This is a genomic window from Nodosilinea sp. AN01ver1 (genome assembly GCF_050565655.1).
In the GTDB taxonomy this organism is placed as follows: domain Bacteria; phylum Cyanobacteriota; class Cyanobacteriia; order Phormidesmidales; family Phormidesmidaceae; genus Nodosilinea.
Genome location: NZ_JBNXVS010000017.1, coordinates 1 through 23,550, shown reverse-complemented (window position 1 = coordinate 23,550; position 23,550 = coordinate 1). Strand labels below are relative to the sequence as shown.

Genomic DNA, 23,550 nt, shown 5'->3' with positions numbered 1-23,550 from the left:
CTTACGCCGGAAACACAATTTCAAAAGCAGAGCCAACGGTTTGAGGCGCGATCGCCACCTCTCCCCCGATCTGGTGGGCCAGGTTGCGCACCAGGCTCAGGCCTAGCGAAGACACCTGCCGCAGATCAAAATTGCTTGGTAGACCCATTCCATTGTCTCCCACCCTCAGAAAAACTTGACGATCGGGGTCAAGAGATAGAGTAATGGTAACTTCACCCGCTCGGCCATCCGGAAACGCATATTTAAGCGAGTTGGATATTAGCTCGGTGAGCAGCAGGCCGCAGGGTAGAGCGGTTTCGATATCTAAACTGCAGGGCTCAATCTCTAGGTGTAGAGAAATATGATTGCGGCTCGAACGATAGGTTTCAAGCAGGCTGTAGGCCAGACTGTGAATATAGTCAGCCAGATCAATGCGGGTCAAATCGGAGGATTTGTAAAGCTTTTCATGCACTAGCGCCATGGCCCGAATGCGGCTTTGGCTATCTCGCAGCACCGACAAAGCTACCGAGTCAGGCACGCTACGAGACTGCAGGTTGAGCAGGCTGTAAACCACCTGAAGATTATTTTTAACCCGATGGTAAATTTCCTTGAGCAGCAGTTCTTTTTCTTTTAAAGAGGCCTGGAGCTTTTCCTGAAATTCCTTGCGATCGCTGATATCCTGCTGCACCGCCACCAGCACAGTGCCATACTCGGGGTGCTCAAAGACAGAGGTAGTAGCGCTACACCAAAATGGCGTGCCATCTTTTTTCACATTGTGAACTTCGTAGGTAGCCTCCTGACTGGCTAAAACCATCTGGCGAATGGCCTGGTTGACATCCTCAGCGCTAAATTCATCGGTTTCGTAGTTGACGATAGAGACGTGCTGCCCATTTAGCTCACCGGGGTCATAGCCAAACATCTGCTCAAATTTGCGGTTGGCATAGGCAATTTTGCCGTTGTCGGCCCTGACCACGCAGACGCCCCCAGCCATATTGCGGGTAATAACGGCCTGAAATTCTTGCAGCTGCTCGGCCTGCTTGCGATCGCTGATGTCAATAATCACCCCCAGCATGCGCACCGGGTTCTGGTCGGCGTCGTAAAGGCCCCGGCCCTTGCCCAATAGCCAGTGCAGACGGCCATCGGGGTGGGTCACACGGTACTCAGCCTCGTAGTCGGTGTGCTGATGCAGGGCATTTTGCAGTGCCTGCTCAACGCGATCCAGGTCGTCGGGGTGAATAGCCCTGCGCCAGCACTGATACGGATCGTCTGTATCTCTGGGATCTAACCCGAGCAGCTTAAAGTGATTGTCATTCCAAACCACCACATTCTGCTGCACGTCCCAGTCCCAGCTGCCGATGTGGGTAAATTCCAGGGTCAGCCGCAGCTGCTCTTCGCTACGGGCCAGGGTGGCTTCGGCCTGTTTGCGCTCGGTAATGTCTTCGACAATGTACGAAAATCGAGGATACCCCCTGGAGTTGTTGGCAATCGGGCAAACGCTGCCAGCCAGCCAGCGTTGTGCGCCCTCAGCGGTCCTGTGGCCGTATTCAAACCTGACGGGAGCCTGGGTGCGCTCAGCCTCACGGTAGTAGCCAATCCAGCGCTGAATGGTAGCCACAGGCACGCCCAGCTCGCTGGCAAACCGATTTTCCATCGCCGTTGGGGTTGTGCCAAAAAACTCGGCGGCGGCCCAGTTATCTGAAATGTGTAAAATATCATCGCTATAGAGTTCTATCACCCCCATGGGCATAGCGGCGCTGTTGAAAAAGCTGCGCAGAACAGACTTACGCTGGCGCAGGTCATCGTTCATCTGCTGCAGATCGGCGGTGCGTTCGGCCACCCGCTGTTCCAGTTCGGCCTTGGCCTGGTGCAGGTCGCTCAGAGCCTGCTGGCGCTCCGCCTCCATCCGTTTGCGATCGGTGATTTCCTGACAGACGGTGCTAATGCCAATCACGCGATCGCCGTCTTTGAGCGGCCAAAAGCTTTCTACCCAGGTGCGCTGCACCCCCGGTTGAGCTGGAGTTTCGCCGCTAATTTCAATATTGAGCAGCGGCTCACCGGTATCTAAAATCGTGTTCAGCATAGCCTCGGCCTGCTCAGCTAAATTGGGCAATAGCTCCCGTACCGTATGGCCCAGGTGGGCCTCTACCGGCAGCCCGTTGATCTCGGCCAGCTGCTCGTTGACGCGCACAAAGCGCAGCTCGCGATCGAGCACATTGAGGCCAATGGGGGCCGACCGATAGATAGTTTCAATTTCAGCCAGCTGCTGCTGCAACTGCACCTGCTGCGCCTGCAGGCTGGCCTCAATCCGTTTGCGTTCGGCTTCTAGGCGTTTGCGCTCGGTAATGTCGCGATAGAAAATATTCAGCCCCTCAGGGGTCGGATAGGCATGCACTTCCAGCCAGAGGTCGTGGTTGGGAGTCTCAACGTAGTGATGTTCGACGGCAATCGACCTCTGCTCTGCCATCGCCCGACGATAGTAAACCTCCAGCTCAGAGCCTACCAGCCCTGGCCATACCTGCCAGCAGGTTTTGCCCAGTACCGCTGCTCGCGACTGGTTGTTGATCCTCTCGCTGGCGGCGTTTTGGTAGGTGATGCGCCAGTCGCGATCGAGGGCAATAAACGCATCCCCCATGCTTTCTAAAATTTGGGTTAGCCGGGCCGCCGCCGCCTCAGCCAACTGCTGAGCCGCCTCAGCCATAGTACGGAGCTGATACTCCCGCTGGGCCGATTCGCGCCGCATGTTGGCCAGCTTGAGGCAGGTTTCCACCTGCACCAGCAGTTCTCGATGGGAAAAAGGCTTGGTCAGGTAGGCATCGGCCCCGGCCTCCAGTCCCTCAATCCGGTCGTCTTCCCTCGCCCGCGCCGAGATCAAAATGATCGGCAGCTCACAAGTTTGGGCATCGGCCCGCAGCGATCGCAGCAGCTCCAGCCCATCCAGGTGCGGCATCATCACATCTAGCAAAATTAGATCGGGACGGCGACGGCGAATAGCCCCTAGGGCCGCCCTACCATCGGTCACTCCCTCAACGGTATACCCGTGCTCCTGCAGCAGCAGCGTCACTAAGACCTGTGTGTCATCGTTGTCATCGGCCAGCAGAATATAGGGCGATAACCGATCTACACCCGTTGTCTCAGCCATTGTTATCTCCTTGCACAACCACCAAACGGACGTCTTGCCCAAAATCGGCGAAAGCGACCAACAGCGCCCCCAGAGCTAAGCCTTTGAGATAACCAACAACAGCGATCGTGCACCCTCTACACAGCGCCAATTGGGCAGAGCTGCCCCGGCCAGGGGGCAGTCCCCAGGGGCGTTGGCTTGCTCCCGTCCAGAGCCGCTGCATCAGCACCCCCCGCTCAGCGAATTGAGTACCAGGGGCTGTTACAGATCTAGCCAGTCTTTTAGTAAAAATTCCCGAAATAAAAAAAAGCTATTTTTCTCTAGCGTAAAATTTACAGTAGTCCATATAGCTATTCTGCCTGAGCCGCAGAAATGTGCGAAACCTGCCTCTCATCAGCATAGGTAAGGTACTCATACTAACGAAGTCAAGCTACTCAGATAACAGTGCAAAGCAAAGTTTTTTGAGAGACTATCACAGCCGTATAGCTTTAGTCCGTCTGGCTAGGGTAGTTCCCCTAAAAGCATTTGGACGTTTAGACGTTCCTAAAACTCTTGATTGTTCTAACCCAGGGACTCTGGCTACACGAAAGCTGTGGCCAGGGCTCAAAGCAGCGACAAAAAAAATGTCTAATCAGCTAAATAAGCCGATTAGACACAGGTTAAAAGACGACTATGGAGCCGTTTAAACATGTCGTACTGCTCAGCGTCTACGCCGTGGCCGCTTTGTAGGCGGCCCAACCACCGTAGGTCGAAATATCTGGCCAGCCATGCTTATCAATCAGCTCTTTGGGGTAGAGAAACGCGATCGCGGTTCCCCCATCCGCCAGCTTTACCTCGTGGGGATACATGTGCGGCGGCTCGTTATCCTTCAGGTAGGCATACTGCTCCGCCGTCATCATGTATAGCTCTCCCGGAATAGCAATCCCATCCGACTCAACCTCGTAAATACCCGGGTGCCAGCCATCCTTCACCGCGTGCAAGCGGTAAATAGGAGCCGTTGCTGTGGCTCCTGCAAACTCGGCATCCTGCAGATTTTGGTTGTCGGGCTGACCACGCAGGGCCGAACCACAAATAAAGACGGTGATAGTTTCCGTAGCGTCAGTCATGGCGAGCATTCCAGTCCAGGGGTAGCGCAAAAGAGTTTATAGACTACAACCTTAGAGGATCACGCTGCCCCCGACACACTTTTTTGTATACAACCCTTCGTCGCCGCCCTCAGACCAGACGACCGTTGGGTTCTAGCAATGCCAGAGTCAGCGTCGGCGGCTCGATCACCAGCAGTGTTTCGTCGCCTCGACGAGCCAGCTTGGCGGCAATTTCAAGCACCCTGGCCGCATCAGTGTCTTGTTTAAAGAAGCTGTAGTAGCGATTGTTGTAGGTCAATGCCATCAGCGGTTTGGTGACATCGGGCACCTGTAGGCGGCAGGTCTGGTAGGCGCTTTTGTCGGCCACCATAAGACAGGGCTGAGGCCCAAACACAGGGCGAATGCCATAGTTTGGCTGCCGGGCTGGGGGCGCATAGCGGGCTCCAGGTTCGTGGGCCCACACCGCATAGCCCCGCCGGGTCAGCGTTATCGCGGCGGTGTGGTCTCGTTTGCCCAGCCGCAGCACGATATCAACAGCCTTGCGAGCCTCGGGCACAATTTTGAGAAAGCTGTAGAACTGGTTGTCTACATAGATAGCCGACAGCCGGTGGTCGGTGTCGGGGACGCGAACGTGGCAGGGCGCGTATAGATCGCGGTCAAACAGCAGCTTGCAAGCCATGGCCGAAGTTGGCACAGCCGCCAAAGAGGCCAGAGAATCGAGGCGGGGGGAAACGCTCATAGGGCAGGAAAAGTTGCGGTGGGTGGGGCCATTACCGGGGGAACAATCCCGACAACAGTAGGTTTACTCAACAGCATGGGGGATAGTCAGTAATTTCCCAATGTTGAAATAACGGAGGTTTCGCTGGCTTAATAAAGCTTTGATTGAGGAAAATACGGAAGTTAAGAGCCGATAGCAACATAACGCAACACTATGCCTGTCCTGTTGGGTCCGTTGGCCTGCTGTGAGAGCAGCCGATTTGGTTTGGGCCAGACCAGGACAGGGGTAGGGTTTGGCAATTCCTGATAAGGTAAAAGACTGACCCCTTGCCCATTCTGAGTACGTTGCCTGCGCCATGACGGCTACAGTAGATTCCCCAATTCCGGTTGTATTTCCCCTGGCGGCGGTGGTCGAGCAGGGGGCGATTAAAATGGCCCTGCTGCTGGCGGCGGTCGACCCCAACCTGGGCGGAGTCGTCATTGCCGGACGGCGCGGCACGGCCAAGTCGGTGATGGCCCGAGCGCTGCACCAGCTCCTGCCCCCCATTGAGGTGGTTGAAGGTTCCTGCTGCAATGCCGACCCCACAACCCCCCAGCTGTGGGATGACCAAACCCGCGATCGCTTTGGCCCTACCCCCAATCTTGCTGACCTGCCCACCCGCGTTATTCCCGCCCCTTTTGTGCAAATTCCGCTGGGTATTACCGAAGATCGGCTGTTGGGTTCAGTCGATGTGGCGCGCTCGATTCAGGCCGGGGAGAGCGTGTTTCAACCGGGCCTGCTGGCCGAGTCTAACCGGGGTGTGCTCTACGTTGACGACATCAACCTGCTCGACGACCAGGTGGCCAACCTGCTGCTGGCGGCTCTCACCGCCCGCCGTAACCAGATCGAGCGTGAGGGCCTGAGCTTTCAGCACCCCTGCGAACCGCTGCTAATTGCCACCTACAACCCCGAGGCCGGGCCGCTGCGCCAGCACCTGCTCGATCGCATTGCGATCGCCCTCTCTGCCGATGGGGTCATGAGCCTCACCGATCGGGTGGCTGCAGTCGATCAATCGACCCAGTTTGCCAACGATCCCCAGGCGGTGCTGGCCGCCTATGCCGACGAAATTGACGCTCTTAAAACTCAAATCATTCTGGCTCGCGAGTGGCTAAAAGACGTCACTATTAGCCGTGAGCAGATCCAGTACCTGGTGACAGAGGCGCTGCGGGGCGGCATTCAGGGCCACCGGGCCGAGCTGTTTGCGGTACGGGTGGCCAAGGCCCACGCCGCCCTGGAAGGCCGCGCCGAAGTGACCGCCGATGACCTGCGCGTGGCGGTCGAGCTGGTGATTGTGCCCCGCTCCCTGCTGCCCCAGGACAGGCCCGAAGAGCCGCCGCCGCCACCGCCGCCACCGCCCTCCGACCAGGATCAAGACGAACCCCAGGACAATACGGAGGATCAAGACAAGGAGGAGGATCAAGAGGACGACAGCCCCGACGAGGACGACAGCCCGCCGAGCATTCCAGAGGAGTTTGTCTTTGACCCCGAGGGCGTGATCATCGATCCGTCGATGCTGTTGTTTGCTCAAACCATGGGCCGCCAGGGCAAATCGGGCAGCGCCAACCTGATTTTTTCAGAAGAGCGGGGTCGCTATATCAAGCCCTTCTTGCCCCAGGGGCCGGTGCGCCGCATCGCGGTCGATGCCACCCTGCGGGCCGCTGCCCCCTACCAAAAGGCCCGCCGCGATCGCGAGCCCAACCGCCGCGTCATTGTCGAGCAGGGCGATATTCGCGCCAAACGCCTGGCCCGCAAGGCCGGATCGCTAATTATTTTTGTCGTCGATGCCTCGGGCTCGATGGCGCTCAACCGCATGCAGTCGGCCAAGGGGGCGGTGCTGGAGCTGCTCACCGAGGCCTACCAAAACCGCGACCAGGTGGCGCTGATTCCGTTTCGGGGCGAGCAGGCGGAGGTCTTGTTGCCCCCCACCCGCTCGATCGCCATGGCCCGGCGGCGGCTAGAGCGCATGCCCTGCGGCGGCGGCTCGCCCCTGGCCCACGGCCTCACCCAGGCGGTGCGGGTAGGCGTCAATGCGCAGCAGTCGGGGGATGTGGGCAGCGTCGTGATTGTGGCGATTACCGACGGTCGCGGCAACGTGCCCCTGGCGCGCTCGCTGGGCGAACTGCCGGAGCCCGACGCCCCTAAGCCCGACATCAAGCAGGAGCTGCTGGAGATTGCCGGACGCATTCGCGGGGTAGGCTATCAGCTCTTGATCATCGACACCGAGCGCAAGTTTGTCTCCACCGGGTTTGGTAAAGAATTGGCGAAGACCGCCGGGGGCCGATATTACCAGTTGCCCAAGGCGACCGACCAGGCCATTGCTTCTATGGCTCGCGGGGCGATCGCCGATATGAAGAGTGGGTAAACCGTTCTGCTTTTGGCCTCTATTTGGCGCGTTGCCCGGTCTAGACGGGCAATATGTAAAGTATGAGCGTCTGGGGGTCTGCCCCTGTCCTAGATGCGGCCCATACCTGCTGTGCACCATTGCGAGTCGCCATGGAACGTCGAGTGTCATCGTTATCCCAGGGGCAACGCCTGCTCGCTGCCATCATGATTACCGACGCGGTCGGCTTCAGCACCCGCATGTCGGTAGACGAAGAGCGCACTCTGCGACTGATCGACCGCGACCTGACGCTGATTGGCGATATCTGCCGAGAGTTTGGGGGCACCGTACTCAAGTCAACGGGCGACGGCCTGCTGATCTACTTCTTGAGCGCTGTTGAGGCGGTCTCCTGCGGGCTAGAAATGCAGCGAAGGCTGGTCGAACTGGCCGAGGGGCTAGAGCCCGATCAGTACCTAGATCACCGCATTGGTGTTCACCTGGGCGATATTCTAGTCAGCGAGCAAGACGTGATGGGCAACGGGGTGAATATCACCGCCCGGCTGCAAACCTACGCCAAACCCCGCGGCCTATGCGTGTCGCGCACTATTTATGACGTGGTGAAGGCTCGGCTTACCCTGCATGCCACCTTCCTGGGGCCATTACACCTCAAAAATATTGACGAGCCGGTGCCCGCCTACCAGCTTGCCCTCCAGGCCGAAGATACCGAGCCAGGCCCCCACGGGTCTGAGGACCACACCTGCACCCTGCCAATGACCACCGAGGCGCTGCTAGACAACGCCGTTCGCGTCCTCAATACGCACACCCAAAGCCTGCGGATCAAAAAACTGGTGTTTGCCACCTACCAGCAGGCCTGGGAAAACGACCCCAAAGTACTAGAACAGTTTGACCTCCGAGTGCTGCTGCTGTCGCTGCGCGATCGCTACCCTGCCCTGGCCGACCTTGAAGTTCAGCTCAAGCGGGTGGTGGTGGGATTAAACCGCCAGGATATCTACAGCGAGGTGACTGACGCCATTCTCAAACAGCTTCAGCCCTGGTACGGGCGATCGCTGTTTCAAAACCCCGACGGGGCCGAGTCAGGCTTTACTCAGCTGACGGTACGCTCGGTAGAAGAACAATGTCAGACCCTGGCCGACCAGCTTGACCGTAGCCTTGAGGCTCTGCGGCTGCGCAAGCTGCTCCACTGCATCTGCTATGGCAGCTGGGAAAATGACCCCAGCCGCCTCAACCAGATTCATTTGCCGGCGCTGATTCAGCAGACGCTGATAGTAGCGCCCAAGCCTCAAGATTTGCGCTACCGCCTGGGCCGCATTGTTAAGCACCTCAACCGACGTCAGCAGTATACGCGCCTGGCTAACCAGATCGTGGCGGGCTTTCAGCCCCTGTACCAAAGTCAGTCTGGGGTATTACCCGACGCCACCGCTCTAGCTGAACCGACAGCCCTGGTCGAATCGACAGTTTTGGCCGAGTCGACAGCCCTGGCCGAACCCTCTGGCCCCTCCGGCGGCAGCGAGGGCGGCTACACTACCCTCACCAGTCTGGCTGGGCCTGAGCAGCCCGCCGATTTAACCACCCTCCACGGCACCCTCTCCCACCCCTTGGGCGCAGGCCATGAGGATGGTGGTCCCCGGCGCGATCGCTCATCTCTGTTCGACCTGCGGGGCGATATCGTGCAGTACGCCAATCCCCTGCGCGCTAAAATTCTGCTGTACTCCTGCCTGCACGGCCCCTTTGGCTACACCCCCCAGGACTGGTCAAACCTCAATCGGCGCACGCTCAACGACCTGCTTGAGCAAACCTTCGAATATTGCCCCACCTACACCGATTTAGACAGTAAGCTATCCATTATTGCCCACTGCCTGGGTCGGGCTGGCGATGGCGGCCAGGTGGCGAGCGCCATTACCCAGGCCATGCGAGCCTACTACCCCCAGGACCCCAACGTCCCCCTAGAGCCCCTAGCCCCAGGGCGGGCCGATGTTCCCAGTCAGCCTCACCCCCCTGCCGCTGGGCGCGAGTTGACCAGCCGTGGCGATCGCCCCGCCGTAGTGGCTCACTCCTCCGCTCGCTCCTCTGCCCGATCCTCCGCCTAAGGCCCCTGGTTTTCGATATGAATGCCCGTGAACTGCTCGATGCCTATGCCCGTGGCGAGATGGACTTTAAAGGCAAGACCCTGGTTGGCATCGATCTGGCCGGGGCCGATTTAATTGGGGCAAACCTGGTGCAGGCCGATCTTGAGAATGCCAACCTGATGCTGGCCTTTTTGACGCGGGTACGGTTTCGCCAGGCCAATCTATCGAAGGCGCGCCTGGGCGGTGCCAATCTCAATCAGGCCGATCTGTCGGCGGCCATGCTGCGCGATGCCGACCTGCACGGGGCCAGCCTGCAGGGAGCCGATCTGCGCAGCGCCGATATGACCCTCGCCGACCTGCTCGACGCCAACCTCACTGGGGCTGACCTACGCAACGCCGACCTCAGCGGGGCCAACCTCACCGGAGCCTGTCTGCGCGGGGCCAACCTGCGCCAGGAAAACCGCAAGTACACAACCAACCTGCGGGGAGCCAAGCTGCGCCTCGCCGACCTGCGAGGCACTAACCTGTCGGGCGCGGATCTGGCCTACGTTGACCTCAGCGGGGCTAATCTGAGCGAGGCCGTGCTGCGCGATGCCAACCTGAAGGGCGCTAACCTACAGGGGGCACTGCTGCGCAATGCCAACCTCAGCGATGTTGATCTCAGTCAAAGCTGCTTAGAGTCCGCCGATCTGACCCACTGTCGATTTCCGCGCAGCAACCTCAGCCAGGCCAACCTCAACCATACCAGCGCTAAGGGAGCCGACTTTACCGAAGCCGTTATGGCCCTGGCCCAAATGGATGACTGCGACCTGGCCAACTCCCGGTTTAGCCGGGCTGACCTGGCTCGGGTCAACCTGCGCCGCTCAGTGTTGACTAAAGCCCTGCTGGTCGAAACCTACCTGGGCCGGGCCGACCTCACCGACGCCAACCTCAGCGAAGCAATTCTAGAGCGGGCCGAAATTAGCAGCACCACCCTAACCAACGTCATTCTGACTGGAGCGACCATGCCCGACGGTACGATTCACGGGTAGTAGCGAGCCAGGCTAATAGTCCAGCTCTTCTTCGTACTCGGTGACCTTTTTCTTCTGGGGAATGTTGAGGGGCTTGGGCTCGTAGGGCTGACCCTCGTCTTCTTCAGTCCAAACGTCTTCGGTAACGTCCTGAAAATCGGCGTCGTAGGCTTTGTAGTCGCTCTGCTCGTCGAGGGTGGCCGCCTGATAGCGCTCGGCGGGCTGCTGCGCCTGAAGCGGCTCTTCGATGCGCTCGGGTTCGCCCCAGTCGTCGTCGCTCCAGCGCTCTTCGGCGGCAGCCGGTCGAGCTTTGCTAAATTCGGCGGGTACCTGTACCCCAGAGGGCAGCTGGTTCGCAGTCGATACCGGCATGATGTATTCGCTGTCGTCGTTGCGATCCCAGGGGGCGCTGCCGATGCCCAGGCGCTCTAGCAGGCCAACGCTGAGCTGCACCATTTTTTCTTCGGCACCTTCGAAGACAATCAGGCGATCGGGGCCGCTGCTGACCACTTCGTCGATGGAGAGTTCGTAGGTGCTAATCACCTGGTCAGGAATTTGGGGTAGCCCAAAGGAAGCGATCACAATGGTTTCGATGCGGCCATTGGTGACGTCAAACTTGAAACCGCGCACGCGACCCAGGGGCTCGCCAGTTTCGGTAATCACTTCGCAGTTGACTAACGTGCTGTAGGGGGCAACGCTCATTTCGTCGTCTAGCGCAGCTTCGTCATCCACTAAAATCACGTCGCCAATCTGGCGAATGTTGGTCAGGGCCATGACCTGCTGAGTGCTCGACACCAGCCCAGACATAATATTTTCTCGCAGACCAATGGCCACGACTTCTCGCTGGTCAACATCAACCCAAACCTGGCTGACGATTCCCAGTCGCTGGCCAGAGTTGCGGGTAATTACCTGAGTACCCAAGAAGTCGGAGCGAAGACGATATTTGTCTAAGGTCATGTTTAATCCATCTCGTAAACCGAGACAACAGATCGCTAAAAGGCCAGGACTAGCCAGTAAATCGCCTTACTAAAAGACGATAGAACCCTTTAGCCTGAATAGTTATCTTAACTAGAATCGTCTAATTCTACAGGAGGGAAGACCGAACTACCAGACCAGGCTAGACGACCTGCGCTACGGAGGATGATGGCCTTGATAACAGTCTGGCTAGCTTTCGGATCCTTGATCTGGGTGAGTGCTCATCGGCGGGGCTAGCGGAGCTGAGGGCAGGCTGCCCTTGCCCAGGGTTTGCACCGTCTGGGTGAGGTCTAACCCTGTGGTCTGCTTGAGTTGCTCCATAAAGCTGGCCAGCTTGGTGGCGCTGCTGCCACCGCCGGGATCAATCACGGTGATGGTTTCTACCTCCACGTCGGGCACGGTGGCGACCAGGTTGACCAGCAGCGCCTCTAGCTTTTGAAACAGAAAGATCTCTCGGGCGTGGTCGCCAGCAGCTTTCCAGGTGGTGGCCAGTTCGCGAATGCCCTCGGCGCGGGCGCGACCGTCTTCGACAATGCTGGCGGCGTCGCCCTTGGCCTGGGCCTGGGCCTGTTGACAGGCGGCGGCGGCGGGGGCAATGACATCGGCCTGCAGCTGCTGCTCGACCTGGTTACGGCGTTCGCGCTGAACAGCGAGTTCGGCTTCGGTGCGAGCCACTTCGGCGGCAATTTCAGACTCGGCTTCGGAGATGGCAGCCTGGCGCTGGCTGAGGGCGTTTTGCAGGCGGCGATCGGCATCGGCGCGAGTGGTTTCAATTTTGGCTTCGATCTGGCGCAGAGAGGTGCGCTTCAGGTTTTCGGCGGACTGGAGCGCGGACTGGGCTTTGGCCTCAGCTTCGGCGATGCGGGCGTCGCGCAGCAGGTCGGCTCGCTGCTTGCGCCCGATCGAGTTGAGGTAGCCAACATCGTCGGAGATGTTTTGAATTTGCAGGTTGTCGAGAATCAGGCCGAGCTGGGCCAGATCGTCGTCGGCTTCGTCGAGCAGGTTGCGCACAAAGGCCAATTTGTCTTCGTTGACCTGTTCGGGGGTAAGGGTGGCGAGCACCCCGCGCAGGTTGCCCTCCAGGGTTTCGCGGGCAATTTTTTCGATTTCTTCGCGACTTTTGCCCAGCAGCCGCTCGATCGCATTGTGAATAGCGGGTTCTTCGCCAGCAATTTTGATATTCGCCACGCCGTCGACGCGGAGAGGAATACCGCCCTTGGAGTAGGCATTGGTGACCCGCAGCTCAATGATCATGTTGGTGAGCTCCATGCGGAAGGTTTTTTCCAGCAGGGGTTTGCGAATGCTGCTGCCGCCTTTGACCAGGCGATAGCCAACCCGACGACCATCGCTGACCGTGCTGCGATCGCCCGCAAAAATCAGCACTTCACTGGGCTGGCAGATGTAGTAGAGGTTTTTGATGATCAGTAGGAGACTGCCGGTAGCGCCAAACATGACCACCAGCAGAGCAAAAATCAGGCTCATAGTTTCTCCAGAGGGTGAATAGGGGCGTTCGGCTGGGGCGGCACCGGGGTCGCTAGACTGGCGGCCAGGGGAATGCCAAGAATTTCTTCGGACTGGCGCAGAAACTGCTTCACCATTTCGGGATAGGCGTTGAGCAGCGATGCGATCGCCTTGCCGTCCCCGTTATCGATCACGTTTACCTGACCGAGGTGAAGGCGGCCAGGAATCTGACCGGCCTCTTTCAGCACCATTTCGAGCTGCTGCACCAGAAAGATTTGGGAGGCATCCACCCCCGTGTCTTGCCACACTTTGACTAGCATTTGGCTAGCCTGGGCTGAGGCTTTAGCGTTTTCTTCGAGGGTGGCGGAAGCGCCGCGAGCCTGGAACTCTTGGGCGCGCTGCTGAGCCTTGGCGGGCAGCACCTGTTCTACCTCCAGTCGAGCCTGTTCCAGGTGGGCGCGAATGGCCTGTAGCTCTCGCTGGGCGCGGGCGCGGGCCTCGGCGGCGGCGGCCAGGGTGCGCTCTTCTTCAATGCGGGCCTGCTTTTCGACTTCGGCGGTAATCCGGCGCAGCTCGTTTTCTTTTTCTTGAATGACGGTGCGGGCCTGGGTTTGGGCGACTTCGGCCTGGCGGGTGCTGTCGGCCTCGATTTGTTCGGCTTCGGCCACGGCGTTCGACTCGGCTATTTCGGCATCGCGTACCACGTTGGCAATCTGGCGACGCCCGATGGAGTTGAGGTAGTCAACCTGATCCGAGACACTTTGAATTTTTAGGGTGTCGAGCTGTAACCCAAGCTTGACCAGGTCGTTGCGCACGTCGCTAGCGATCCGCTCGGCAAACTCTAGCCGGTCTTCGTTGAGCTGCTCTGGCGTCAGAGTCGCAACTACGCCGCGCAGGTTGCCCTCCAGAGTTTCACGGGCGACGCGGGCAATTTCTTCGGCACCCCGACCCAAAAAGCGCTCGATCGCATTGCCCACCAGGGCTTCGTCACGGGCAATTTTAACATTGGCGATCGCCTGAATATCCAGCGGTGTACCCCCCTTGGAGTAGGCGTTAGTGACCTCAATGGGCACGGGCATGGTGGTCAAATCCATAGTTTTGACCGTTTCAAGAATGGGAATGCGGAAGGTGCGCCCACCATAGATCACGCGGTAGCCGGTGGTCTGGCCATCGGGGCGGCGGTACTTGCGGCCCGAGATGATCAAAATTTTGTTAGGGTCACAAATTTGTACCAGGGCATTGACGCCCCAGATCGTTATCAAAATAGCAAAGATGAGGACGGCGATCGCCCCACCCCCTAAGGCTCGACCGCCGGTCTGCCCAACCACTGGCTGAGAGGGCGGCACCAACGCCACCGTGTCTAGCTCTGTTCTGTTCATGCCGTCCGCCATACCCAATGCGTTCCTTTAGACCTCATGGATCTCGTTCCTGTCGAAAATTTTGCATTTTGAACTTTGCCTTTGAATTCAAAATGCAAAGGTCAAAATGCAAACCCCTATCCCTCTACCTCTTCCGCCGCCGCTACCCACAGCTTGTTGTGCTCTAACCCCACCACCAGCACGGAGTCTCCTTTCTGAAATTCCCGCTCCTCCTGGGTCATAGCGAAGAAGCTTATGGTCGAGTCGCGCAGGCGCAGACACACTTTGCCCCGGCTGTGGGCATCGAAGGGAATTTCTACCGTGGCGATCTGGCCGGTCAACTCGTCGGGGCGAATCAGGCTGCTGACCGGCTGCCGGGCGAGCGATCGCAGCACCAGGGCCGCTACCAGCCCACAAAACAGCCCCATCATCAGCGCCAAAAGGGTGGTCAGCCATCTGGCCAAATCGGGCTGTACCCAGGTAAGCAGCAGCCCCGTAAGGCCAAAAAAGCAGAGGGCAAAGGTCCAAAACCGCAGGCTGAGGAAAGGCAGCCACCAGCGGTTGCGCAGGGCCGTCAGCGTTTGGTCGATCTGGGTGCCGACATCGATATCATCCACATCGACGGGCATTTCGGCATCGATATCAAAGTCAGCCGCAAAATCGACTCCATCGAGTCCGCCAGCGGCCGCCAGCAGCACAAAAATGCCGCCGACTGTAAAGCAAAGACCGTAGACCAGCATGGCTTGACGAGACCTCGTGGGCGTCTGATGTTAGTTCCCGTTGCCAGGGTACTCGCGCCGCCATGACCCACGCCCGTTTTCTTTACCGTCCTTAATTGAAATCCTGCTTTGGGTAGATGGAGTATTTGGCGCACTGTGCAGCCCACCCGGCGCAAACGCGATGCCTACAGCGTGGCGCTCTGGGCCTGCAGGTCGATGCCGAGCACCTGAGTGTAGGCTCCGCGCGCCTGGGTGACGCCAATGGTGCGCTGGGCCGACTCGATCATGGGCCGGCGCAGGCTGACCACAATAAACTGGGCCGACTCGGCCTGGCGCTTAATCATGCGCGAGAGGCGCTCGACGTTGGCCCCGTCGAGAAACATATCAACCTCGTCGAAGGCGTAGAAGGGAGAAGGGCGGTAGCGCTGCAGGGCAAAGATGAACCCCAGCGCCGTAAGCGATTTCTCGCCCCCCGACATGGAGGCCAGTCGCCGCACGGGCTTGCCCTTGGGGTGGGCCACCAGGTTGAGGCCGCCGTTGAAGGGGTCCTCGGGGTCTTCGAGCTGAAGATGGCCGTCGCCGTCGGAGAGTTCGGCAAAGATGGCCTGAAAGTTTTCGTTGACGGCGTTGTAGGCTTCGGTGAACGCCTGGCGGCGCAGGGTAGTAAAGGTTTCGATGCGCAGCAGCAGCTCGGTGCGCTCTTCTTCGAGGGTGGTGAGCTTGTGGGTGAGTTCGCCCAGCCGCTCTTCGGTGCGGTTGTACTCTTCGAGGGCCAGCATGTTGACGGGTTCCATCGCTTCCATGCGGCGCTGGAGCGATCGCAGCTCTTTGCGCAGCTCCTCTAAATCGGTCTCGGGCGGAATCTCGGGCAGCGGGTCGGGCAGCTCTGCCGCCTGGGTAGCCAGCAATTCCTGGGCCTCGGCGAGCTGCTGACGACGCTCCTGCTGGGTTTCGATCAGCTTTTGGCGCTCCCACTCCTGTTGCTGGGTCTGGGTGCGCTGGGCCCGCAGGCGCTGCTCCAGCTCGTCGCGGGCGGCTTTTTCGGTGGCGAGGGTTTGGTCGAGAGCCGCCATCTGCTGGCGCAGCTGGGCAATTTCGCCGTTGAGTGCGGTCTGCTGCTGCTGGATCTGGGTGAGCTGACCATCGCGATCGCCCTGCTGCTGGGCCAGGGTCGTCAGCGTTTGCTGGGCCTGGTTGAGGGCGAGATCGAGCTGCTGGCGCTGGGTGTGCAGATCTTGCAGATGGCGTTCGGCGGCCTGGAGTTCCTGCTGGCGATCGCTGAGCTGAGCTTCGAGCTGCCCCACCGCCGCCTGGGCCTGCTGCCACTCGCTGTGGGCCGCCGACTGCTCTAGCTCGCTGAGGGCCTGCTGCTGACGGGCGATTTCAGCCTCCTGGGTGGGTAGCAACTCGGCCAGCTCTTGCAGGCGGGTCTGGGTGCTGGCCAGCTCCTGCTGGTGCTGGCTGAGCTGGGTGGCGAGGGTAGCTCGCTGCTGGGCCTGCTGCTGCTGCTGGGCCTGCTGCTGCTCGCCCGCCAGCTGTAGCTCGCGGTACTGCTGGCGCTGGGCCATCAGCGACTGGGTGAGGGTTTGCAGAGCGGCGGCGGTGGCGCTGAGGTCGCGATCGCAGCGCTCCAGCATCACCTCGATGTCGCTCAGCCGCTGGCGCAGAGCCTGGGCTTCGCTAGATTCGGCGGGTTCGACGGTGCCAAAGTGCAGGCTGCCGGAGCGCGACGACACGTTGCCCCCGGTCATCGCCCCGCTGGTTTCGAGAATCTCGCCCTCCAGGGTGACGATGCGGTAGTCGCCCAGGTACTGCCGGGCCGACTGCAGCGTGTCGAACACCACGGTGCTGCCGAAGGTGTAGCCAAAAATATCGCGATAGCGCGGCTCGCAGTCGATTAAATTGACAGCGTAGTCTAAAAACCCGTCGGGGCGCTTCCAGTCAGGCACTGGGGTAAAGCGGGGGGCGCGAATTTTGTTCAGCGGCAGGAAGGTGGCCCGCCCGGCCTTGCGCTGCTTGAGGAACTGAATGCCCTGGGCCGCCACCCGGTCGTCTTCGACCACCAGGTAGCCCAGTCGCGCTCCGGCGGCGATTTCAAGGGCCAGCTGGTACTTGGGGTCGACCCTGCCCAGCTGAGCGACCAGGCCGCTGATGCCCGCCATGCCGCTCTCCAGCAGCAGCCGGGTGGCGTGGGTGCCCTGGCTCTCCTGCATGGCCTGGGTTTGGGCCTCTAGCTTGTCGAGATCGCGCTGCTTGTCGCGCTGCTCTTTTTGCAGGCGGGTTTGGGTATCGCGCTGCACCGACAGCTCGGCTTCGGCGGCGGCAATTTTGGCGGCGGTGTCTTGAATAGCCTGCTCCGCTGCCGCCAGCCGCTGGGCGAGGCTAGCATCCTCAGCGGCAGCAGGACTATCTCCCAGGGTGCTGCTCTGCTCGTGAAGCGCCTCAATCTGCTGCTCTAGCTGACGCAGCCGCTCCTGGAGGCGAATCTGCTCGGTGCGCTGGGGCTCAAGCTCGCGGCGCAGGGTTTCGATCGCCTGGCGCATCTGGCTCTGCTGCTGAATACTGGTCTGGGAAGCGGAGGCGATCGCCAGGGTGGCCTGGCGGCGCTCTTCCAGGGCCTGCTGCACCCGATCTTTGGCGGCGCTGAGGGCGACCAGTTCGCCAGTGGTCAGGGATGCGATCGCCTGACCCACCTGCTCCAGGTCGCGCTGCTGCTGCTGGCGGGCAATTTCGGTGTCGCGGCGCTGGGCGGCGGCCTGGTTGGTGGCGGCGCGGTTTTCCTGCTCCTGGCGCTGAAGCTGGCGCAGCTCGGCTTCGTGGGTGGCGACCTGAGCCTGGAGGGCCAGGTGCTCGTCTTCGCCCATAGCTCGAATGCGGGCGTTAAGGGTGGCCAGTTCGGCTTCTAACGTGGCGATCGCTCCCTGCCCCTGGGCAATAGTCGTTGCCAGCGCAGTGGACTTGGCCTCGCCCTGCTCGATGGTCTGCTCCAGGGCCGCGATCGCTCGCTGCTGGCTCTGCCACAGCAGCACCGCCTCCCACTGGCTCTTGGCCTGAAAGGTTTCTTTGAGGCGCTGATACTTTTCGGCTTTTTGCCGATCTTGGGCCAGGCGCTCTAGCTGGGCCTGCAGCTCGCGCTCCACAATGCGAAAGCGCTCCTCGTGGTCGCGCACGGCCTCTAGCTTGCCCCGGGCCTGGTCAATCTTGCGATCGAAGGCCGCCACTCCGGCCAGCTCGTCAATAATCTCTCGCCGCTCGCGGGAGTTCATCGAAATAATGCTGGTGACATCCCCCTGCAGCACCACGTTGTAGCCTTCGGGGTAAACGTGAAACCGCTGCAGCTGCTCGTGGAGCTGGTTGAGCGTACAGGGTTCGCCGTTGATGTAGTAGTTCGATGTGTAGGTGCCCTGGCTGGTCACCCGCAGCCTGCGGGTCACGCTCCACTCGCGCCCCACGGGTAGGGGAACCAGGTTCGCACCAGAATCTTCAGCGGTCGAGATATCCAGCGTCGGGGAATGGCCGTTGCTGCCGTTGCCGTTCTCGCCGTGACTGTTACTGCCGTTGCCGTTGGTCGAGCTACCGCTGCCGTTTGAATCGCTCGCCCCATCGTCGACGCCCTCCATCAGCAGTTCGGCGGGCACATCGCTGAGGTCAAAGGTAACCGTGACACTGGCCTCAGAGGTTGCGCGCCGACTCATCTGGCTCTGGTTGACCAGGTCGGGCAGGCGATCGGCCCGCATGCCCTTAGAGCTGGCCAGGCCCAGTCCAAACAGCAGCGCATCGAGAATATTTGACTTGCCCGAGCCGTTAGGGCCAGAAATAACCGTAAACCCAGGCAGCAGTGGAACCTGGGTCGTACCCCCAAACGACTTAAAATGGGACAACTCGACGCGCTTAATGTGCACTGGCCAGCGTTAACCTCGGGCTTGAAACAAGTGTACTATAGAGCTTTTCTTTTGGCCACCCTAATTCTGGGCGTGTCATCGATTTTGGCCACGATCCTGAGCCCATCAGCGCGGCTGCGCCCGACTTCTCAGAACAAACCAGGGCGGGTTAAAGGCCGTAACCGCTGATGCTTGGGCCATCAGTTATTTGTTGACAACAGCCTTTAGGATCCATAGCGCCATCTTGTGGTGCTGCCGACTAAGTTTAGTGCAAAACCCCCATTAGTTTGCCCCTTGCATCGCTGGAACCGCAATTTTCTGAGCAAATCGGATCAGGGTGGCACAATGAAGGAGACAGTCTACCCCCAAACCCCGTGAGCCAGCCTACTCCGCCACCCCTGTCTCAACCGGTGATTTTGGGCTTTGACCCCGGACGGCAGAAGTGTGGCCTCGCCATTATGGGGCTAGACCGCATGCTGCGCTACCAGCAGGTAATCGCCGCCGAGGCCGTGCTGGACGAGATTACGGCGCTGCGCCAGCGATTTCCGATTTCGATGATTGTGCTGGGCGACCAAACCGCGTCTCAGGGCTGGAAAGATACGCTCAGCCAGCTTCCCGACCCGCCACGCATCATGCTGGTCGATGAACGGTATACGACGCTGGAGGCGCGCGATCGCTACTGGCAGATGTATCCGCCATCGGGGCTGGGGGGGCTGATACCGCAGTCGCTACGCAAAATTTCTCGCCCGATTGACGATATTGTGGCCATTTTGCTGATTGAGCGCTATCTGAACCGGCTAACGGGCGATTAGAGCCCTACGTCGCTGCCGCTCAAGCTATCTGGGCTAGAACGTCATTGGCGCGATCGGCTCAATGGCTGGGTCGTGCCCGCCCACCTGGCTCGTGCGCAGCACCCAGGCCGACGCGCCGTACTTGAGAAACTTGTGCACCACCACGTCGCTGGCCTTGCGGGGAAACACCGTGCGCCAGCTGCCCAGGCCCATAATTAAGTTGCGAATCGGCTCGTCTTCGATGGAGCTGCCCAGGTTAAACTCGTTCTTCTCCCAGGCGGGGCGCAGGCCGCCCAGGGGCTGAAGCGTATCTTTGAGGTCTTTGTTAAAGAGGGCGAGCTGGTGCAGGGGCTCGGCCTGGTCGGGGTGTTGATCGATCAGGGCGTCGGCGTGGCGGTAGAGACTAGTGCCGATGCTTTGCAGGCTGGCAAATAGCGCCTGGTTGGAGTCCTGGGAGCAGTTGTTGGAGGGGCCGACAAAGGTGCCCCCCGTGCCGTCGCCAATGCGGTAGCGGGCGGTCATGGCCTGCAGGTGGGCCTCCATGCGGGTGAGGGGCGACCTGCGCTCGTCGTCAAAGTAGTAGTAGCGGCTAAAGGCATCGAGCTTGACCAGAATGTCGCAGGTGGGGCGGGTGCCCAGCCAGCCCCGCTGGCGATCGCCCTGGTACCGCGACCAGTGCAGGGTGCCCGCAATCAGCCCGTCGATGTTGTGGGCGTAGACCTGGTAGTAACGAATCTCAAACCGGCGCTCGTCAGCCAATCGATCGTGCACCACCTCAGCCCGACCGTAGGCAAAGTGGCCAAAGAAAATGGGGCTAAAGGCCGCAGGTTCTTTCTGCTCGCCGCCGATGCCGCCGTAGGTATGCAGAATGAGGGCGCGATCGCCCACCTGCCAGTCGTCGATAGCCGCTGCGATGGCCTCCGGACGGCCATTGTCTTGGGCGGTACAGAGCACTGAGCCGATCTTGCCCTTCTGGGCCACTACATCGGCCCACGCTTCCTTGCGAATGTAGCGGTAGGCCGCTTTCGCACCACCAAGCACCACCCGCTGGGGCTGCAGGCGAAACAGGGCACGGGGGCCAAGCGACTGCACCACAAAGGTACCGCTGGCATCCGGCGCGCCGTAGATGTACCAGCCCGACTCGTTGTAGGGCGAGGTCTCAATTCCCTTGGTGGTAGACGGGTTGCTGCCGTAAACCTCCATCCTGGCGACCGGGGGCAGACTCACCATCTCCTCGGGGCCAGCAAAGGCCCGGCTGCCGCGATCGAAGTGCCGCACTCGCCACTGATCGGTACCCACAACGGGCTCAATAAACTGCACCAGGCCGTAGTAGCGCCCGGTCACCTCCATAGGCTGGGCATCAATAAACAGCGTCACCCCGTCTCTATCCAGCATGACCTGGGGCGTTTCTACCACCACAATCATGTCGTCCTCAGGCAGCGACCCGGCCAGCGATTCCAGTGGATCGACCCGCAGCCAGTGGTTGAGCCGCACCGGGTTAATCACGCCGCCAAAGCGGCTGGCGTATTCGGCATCGGCGCTAAAGTGCACGTCGTGGGTGACCGCCTGCACCAGTTTTTGGGTGAGGGGATTGTTCGACCAGCGCAGCTTTACCACCTGGCCCACCAGCCGGTGATGATCGCTCGGCGCGTGGTGGATTTCGTAGAAGACACCGCCAAATCGCCTGTCCTTAGCGGGCAGAATTAGCCGCCCAATCCAGTCGCTAATCGGCACATAACGATCGGCATCGGGCTGCTGGTCGAGGGGGTAGCTCTGGTACTGCACCAGAGGATTGGCGCAAAAAATGTCGTAGTTGTTGGCCTGGCTGCGGCGCTGTAGCCCCGTCTCCAGCATGTCGCCCCGCAGAATGGCGTTGATGGTGTCGATGGTTTGCCCCAGCGCACTGCGACCGTCGGGCAAGATCAGCTTGGGGTCGAGAATGCCCCCCGGCACCTGGTGCCCCACCGGCCCCAGCGAAACGAACGAAACCTTGCCCCGCCGCTTGGCCCGGTTCCAGTAGGACAGCGGAAACAGTTTCCAACGCCCCGGAAAAATTTTGGGGCCGAGCTTTTCGACCACGTCCTTGTCGCCCACCAGGTGGTAGAGGTGCTCGAGCTTAAGCAGGTTGATGTTGGCGCTGATCACCCCGCCCAAAGAGATCACGTCGATGGGAGCCCCCAGCGCCCGCTTCAGGTAAGGGGCACTGGCGCAGGACATCTGCCCGCCGCCGCTGTAGCCCACCAGGGTGACGGGAATGCCGCTGCCCACCGGGTAGCCGTTCTTGACCAGCCCATTGAACACCACCTGGGCAATGCCCTGGTTGTAGAGCGGGCCGTAGCGCTTGTCGGCAGACACCCCCACGATCAGCACGTTGCGAATATTGACCAGCAGACCCAGCAGGCTCATGGGGTTGGCAAAGCGCAGCCGGTCGGCGTAGCGCCACAAAAACGACAGGGGCCGGTCCTGGTCGAGGGGTGCGTTCATCACCGAGTAGGGCATAATGCCACGAATCAGCGCCACATTTTCGGGCAGGGTAGGAGCCAGGGTGTCGAGAAATTCTTCGATGTCGGGCAGGTACTCAAAGCTGGAGATGCCAATGCCGTCGAGGTAGACCACGTAGCGGCTGATCTGGCTGGGGTCGGCCACGGGGTCGGCCAGATTGCCGGCGTTGACGGTGGTGTTGATCTCGTCTTCGTACCAGCCGGCCCACCAGCCTAGGGTTTCGAGCGGGGCCAGCAGCCCGGCCACCACCAGGGCCACCAGGCCAATCCAGATCAGGTTCAGCATCAGCTGCATCGGGGCAGGCAGACCCGCCAACCAGCCAAACCACCACTGGCGCAGGGGCCGCAGCAGGGTCAGCACGATCGCTGTCAGCAGCGCGATCGCAACCAAGCCCAGCAGCGGCTTCAGGCTGTGGCCCAGGCGTTCGGCATTGGGGCCAGCATTGACAGCGACGGTCGATTCGCCTGCGGTCGCTGCCCCGGCCCCGGCCATCGCTAGAGCGTTTGGTTCCCCCGTCACGGCGGCCATGACGCTGCCCTGGTTAAACGCGGCCATGCGCTGGTTAAACTCCTCCTGCCAGCGGGTGGAGGTTTCGGCCAGGTTGGCGCGGTACGACTCGACCAGGTCGCGGCGGTTGGTCATCAACTCGACTCCAGCAGCCCGGCTGGCAATCCGCTTGCCCAGGTTGGCGATGGGCTGACCAACGGTGTTTTGCAGCACCTGGAGCACTACCCAGCCCAGGGCCACATAGCCAAAGGCGTTGCTGATGCCCAGGTTTGCGATCGCCGCTACCCCCACCACCATGGCCAGCAGGTGCCACACCGCCAGCAGATTGAGAATGGGCATCCCCAGGTAGGGCAGCGCCCCCAAAAACGCAAACAGCAGCGGCGCGTAGGCCGCCCCCAGCACCGTTACCAGATAGCCAAAGGGGATGCTTCGTGTCCAGGGCAGTAGGGTGACTAGCCAGGTGCCCAGCACCAGGGCCAAAAAGCCAAAAGCAAACAGCACCGCATTGATGCTCAGGCTGAGGGCAAACCGGGCGGGCCGCACCTGGTTGATAAACAAAATGATGCTTTGACCAATGCCCTGGGACAGCCCCGCCAGTAGCACCAGCACCAGCGCCAGCCCCTGCCCATTGGGGATCGTGGTGGCAATGCGAAAGGCTTGCTCGTTGAGGGCAAAGACGTACCCCAGCACTTCCCAAAAGCGATCGAGCATTGGCCCAGCCTCAATGGTATGGGGGGATTTTACTCTAAGGGTAGAGCCAAAACGGCCTCTGTTAGGTTAAATGAAGGATTTTGAACAGCAATTACGCAACCGGCGCTGGTTCTGAGGCGGGTTCCGCGGCTGAGATGCTTCAGGCTATGCGCTGCGTGAATAATACTAAATCCGGATAACATACCCCCGAAAGGATCGGGCTCTTCATGCGGGCCACCAGTGATAGTTGGTCAAGGCTTTAATCTCGGATTGCATTGACAGCAAGGTGCGGCAGCGAGCCTCAAGGACA

13 protein-coding genes are annotated in these 23,550 nt (G+C 60.2%); 4 read left to right on the top strand and 9 right to left on the bottom strand.

Translation table 11 applies throughout. The features are described from left to right. Position 1: 1 nt before the first annotated feature. The 3 genes from ACQ4N7_RS14480 to ACQ4N7_RS14470 form a co-directional block, all read right to left on the bottom strand. Positions 2-3,118: a PAS domain S-box protein gene (locus tag ACQ4N7_RS14480; RefSeq protein ID WP_430712214.1), complete on the bottom strand. Its 3,117-nt coding sequence runs from the start codon at positions 3,116-3,118 to the stop codon at positions 2-4. Between the two features lie 686 nt (positions 3,119-3,804). Next, the gene (locus ACQ4N7_RS14475; protein ID WP_430712213.1) at positions 3,805-4,203 is read right to left on the bottom strand and encodes an allophanate hydrolase-related protein; all 399 of its coding nucleotides are present in this window, start codon (positions 4,201-4,203) and stop codon (positions 3,805-3,807) included. A 109-nt stretch (positions 4,204-4,312) separates the two neighbouring features. Further along, positions 4,313-4,921, bottom strand: coding sequence for a hypothetical protein (locus tag ACQ4N7_RS14470; protein ID WP_430712212.1), 609 nt, complete (start codon positions 4,919-4,921; stop codon positions 4,313-4,315). A gap of 334 nt (positions 4,922-5,255) precedes the next feature. On the opposite strand from ACQ4N7_RS14470, the gene bchD reads away from it, so the two are divergent. The 3 genes from bchD (at position 5,256) to ACQ4N7_RS14455 (ending at position 10,377) form a co-directional block, all read left to right on the top strand. Then, positions 5,256-7,301: a magnesium chelatase ATPase subunit D gene (gene bchD / locus ACQ4N7_RS14465; RefSeq protein ID WP_430712211.1), complete on the top strand. Its 2,046-nt coding sequence runs from the start codon at positions 5,256-5,258 to the stop codon at positions 7,299-7,301. A gap of 143 nt (positions 7,302-7,444) precedes the next feature. Further along, positions 7,445-9,367 carry an adenylate/guanylate cyclase domain-containing protein gene (locus ACQ4N7_RS14460; RefSeq protein WP_430712210.1) on the top strand — a complete coding sequence of 641 codons (1,923 nt, stop codon included), beginning with the start codon at positions 7,445-7,447 and terminating at the stop codon, positions 9,365-9,367. A gap of 17 nt (positions 9,368-9,384) precedes the next feature. Continuing rightward, complete coding sequence (locus ACQ4N7_RS14455) at positions 9,385-10,377, top strand: pentapeptide repeat-containing protein (protein ID WP_430712209.1); 993 nt, start codon at positions 9,385-9,387, stop codon at positions 10,375-10,377. Between the two features lie 12 nt (positions 10,378-10,389). On the opposite strand, the gene ACQ4N7_RS14450 is transcribed toward ACQ4N7_RS14455, so the two are convergent. The 5 genes from ACQ4N7_RS14450 to smc form a co-directional block, all read right to left on the bottom strand. Next, positions 10,390-11,313, bottom strand: coding sequence for a PRC-barrel domain-containing protein (locus tag ACQ4N7_RS14450; RefSeq protein WP_430712208.1), 924 nt, complete (start codon positions 11,311-11,313; stop codon positions 10,390-10,392). 207 nt (positions 11,314-11,520) lie between these two features. After that, positions 11,521-12,813: a flotillin family protein gene (locus tag ACQ4N7_RS14445; RefSeq protein ID WP_430712207.1), complete on the bottom strand. Its 1,293-nt coding sequence runs from the start codon at positions 12,811-12,813 to the stop codon at positions 11,521-11,523. Next, the gene (locus tag ACQ4N7_RS14440; RefSeq protein WP_430712206.1) at positions 12,810-14,183 is read right to left on the bottom strand and encodes a flotillin family protein; all 1,374 of its coding nucleotides are present in this window, start codon (positions 14,181-14,183) and stop codon (positions 12,810-12,812) included. Before ACQ4N7_RS14440 ends, ACQ4N7_RS14445 begins: the two co-directional genes overlap by 4 nt. Before the next feature lie 104 nt (positions 14,184-14,287). Then, the gene (locus ACQ4N7_RS14435; RefSeq protein WP_430712205.1) at positions 14,288-14,890 is read right to left on the bottom strand and encodes a hypothetical protein; all 603 of its coding nucleotides are present in this window, start codon (positions 14,888-14,890) and stop codon (positions 14,288-14,290) included. Between the two features lie 164 nt (positions 14,891-15,054). Further along, the gene (gene smc, locus ACQ4N7_RS14430; protein WP_430712204.1) at positions 15,055-18,771 is read right to left on the bottom strand and encodes a chromosome segregation protein SMC; all 3,717 of its coding nucleotides are present in this window, start codon (positions 18,769-18,771) and stop codon (positions 15,055-15,057) included. 437 nt (positions 18,772-19,208) lie between these two features. On the opposite strand from smc, the gene ACQ4N7_RS14425 reads away from it, so the two are divergent. Further along, positions 19,209-19,562 (top strand): resolvase, encoded by a 354-nt coding sequence (locus ACQ4N7_RS14425; protein WP_430712292.1) that lies wholly within the window; start codon positions 19,209-19,211, stop codon positions 19,560-19,562. 33 nt (positions 19,563-19,595) lie between these two features. Here ACQ4N7_RS14425 and ACQ4N7_RS14420 read toward each other — a convergent pair whose 3' ends face one another. After that, complete coding sequence (locus ACQ4N7_RS14420; RefSeq protein ID WP_430712203.1) at positions 19,596-23,261, bottom strand: CAAX protease; 3,666 nt, start codon at positions 23,259-23,261, stop codon at positions 19,596-19,598. Positions 23,262-23,550 lie beyond the last annotated feature (289 nt).

Excerpts from the sequence above, each read along its gene's own strand:
- ACQ4N7_RS14445 (WP_430712207.1), bottom strand. The coding sequence starts at position 12,813 with ATGAGCCTGATTTTTGCTCTGCTGGTGGTCATGTTTGGCGCTACCGGC.
- ACQ4N7_RS14425 (WP_430712292.1), top strand. The coding sequence starts at position 19,209 with ATGGGGCTAGACCGCATGCTGCGCTACCAGCAGGTAATCGCCGCCGAG.
- ACQ4N7_RS14450 (WP_430712208.1), bottom strand. The coding sequence starts at position 11,313 with ATGACCTTAGACAAATATCGTCTTCGCTCCGACTTCTTGGGTACTCAG.
- ACQ4N7_RS14435 (WP_430712205.1), bottom strand. The coding sequence starts at position 14,890 with ATGCTGGTCTACGGTCTTTGCTTTACAGTCGGCGGCATTTTTGTGCTG.
- ACQ4N7_RS14480 (WP_430712214.1), bottom strand. The coding sequence starts at position 3,118 with ATGGCTGAGACAACGGGTGTAGATCGGTTATCGCCCTATATTCTGCTG.
- ACQ4N7_RS14440 (WP_430712206.1), bottom strand. The coding sequence starts at position 14,183 with ATGGCGGACGGCATGAACAGAACAGAGCTAGACACGGTGGCGTTGGTG.
- ACQ4N7_RS14455 (WP_430712209.1), top strand. The coding sequence starts at position 9,385 with ATGAATGCCCGTGAACTGCTCGATGCCTATGCCCGTGGCGAGATGGAC.
- ACQ4N7_RS14470 (WP_430712212.1), bottom strand. The coding sequence starts at position 4,921 with ATGAGCGTTTCCCCCCGCCTCGATTCTCTGGCCTCTTTGGCGGCTGTG.
- ACQ4N7_RS14475 (WP_430712213.1), bottom strand. The coding sequence starts at position 4,203 with ATGACTGACGCTACGGAAACTATCACCGTCTTTATTTGTGGTTCGGCC.
- bchD (WP_430712211.1), top strand. The coding sequence starts at position 5,256 with ATGACGGCTACAGTAGATTCCCCAATTCCGGTTGTATTTCCCCTGGCG.
- ACQ4N7_RS14420 (WP_430712203.1), bottom strand. The coding sequence starts at position 23,261 with ATGCTCGATCGCTTTTGGGAAGTGCTGGGGTACGTCTTTGCCCTCAAC.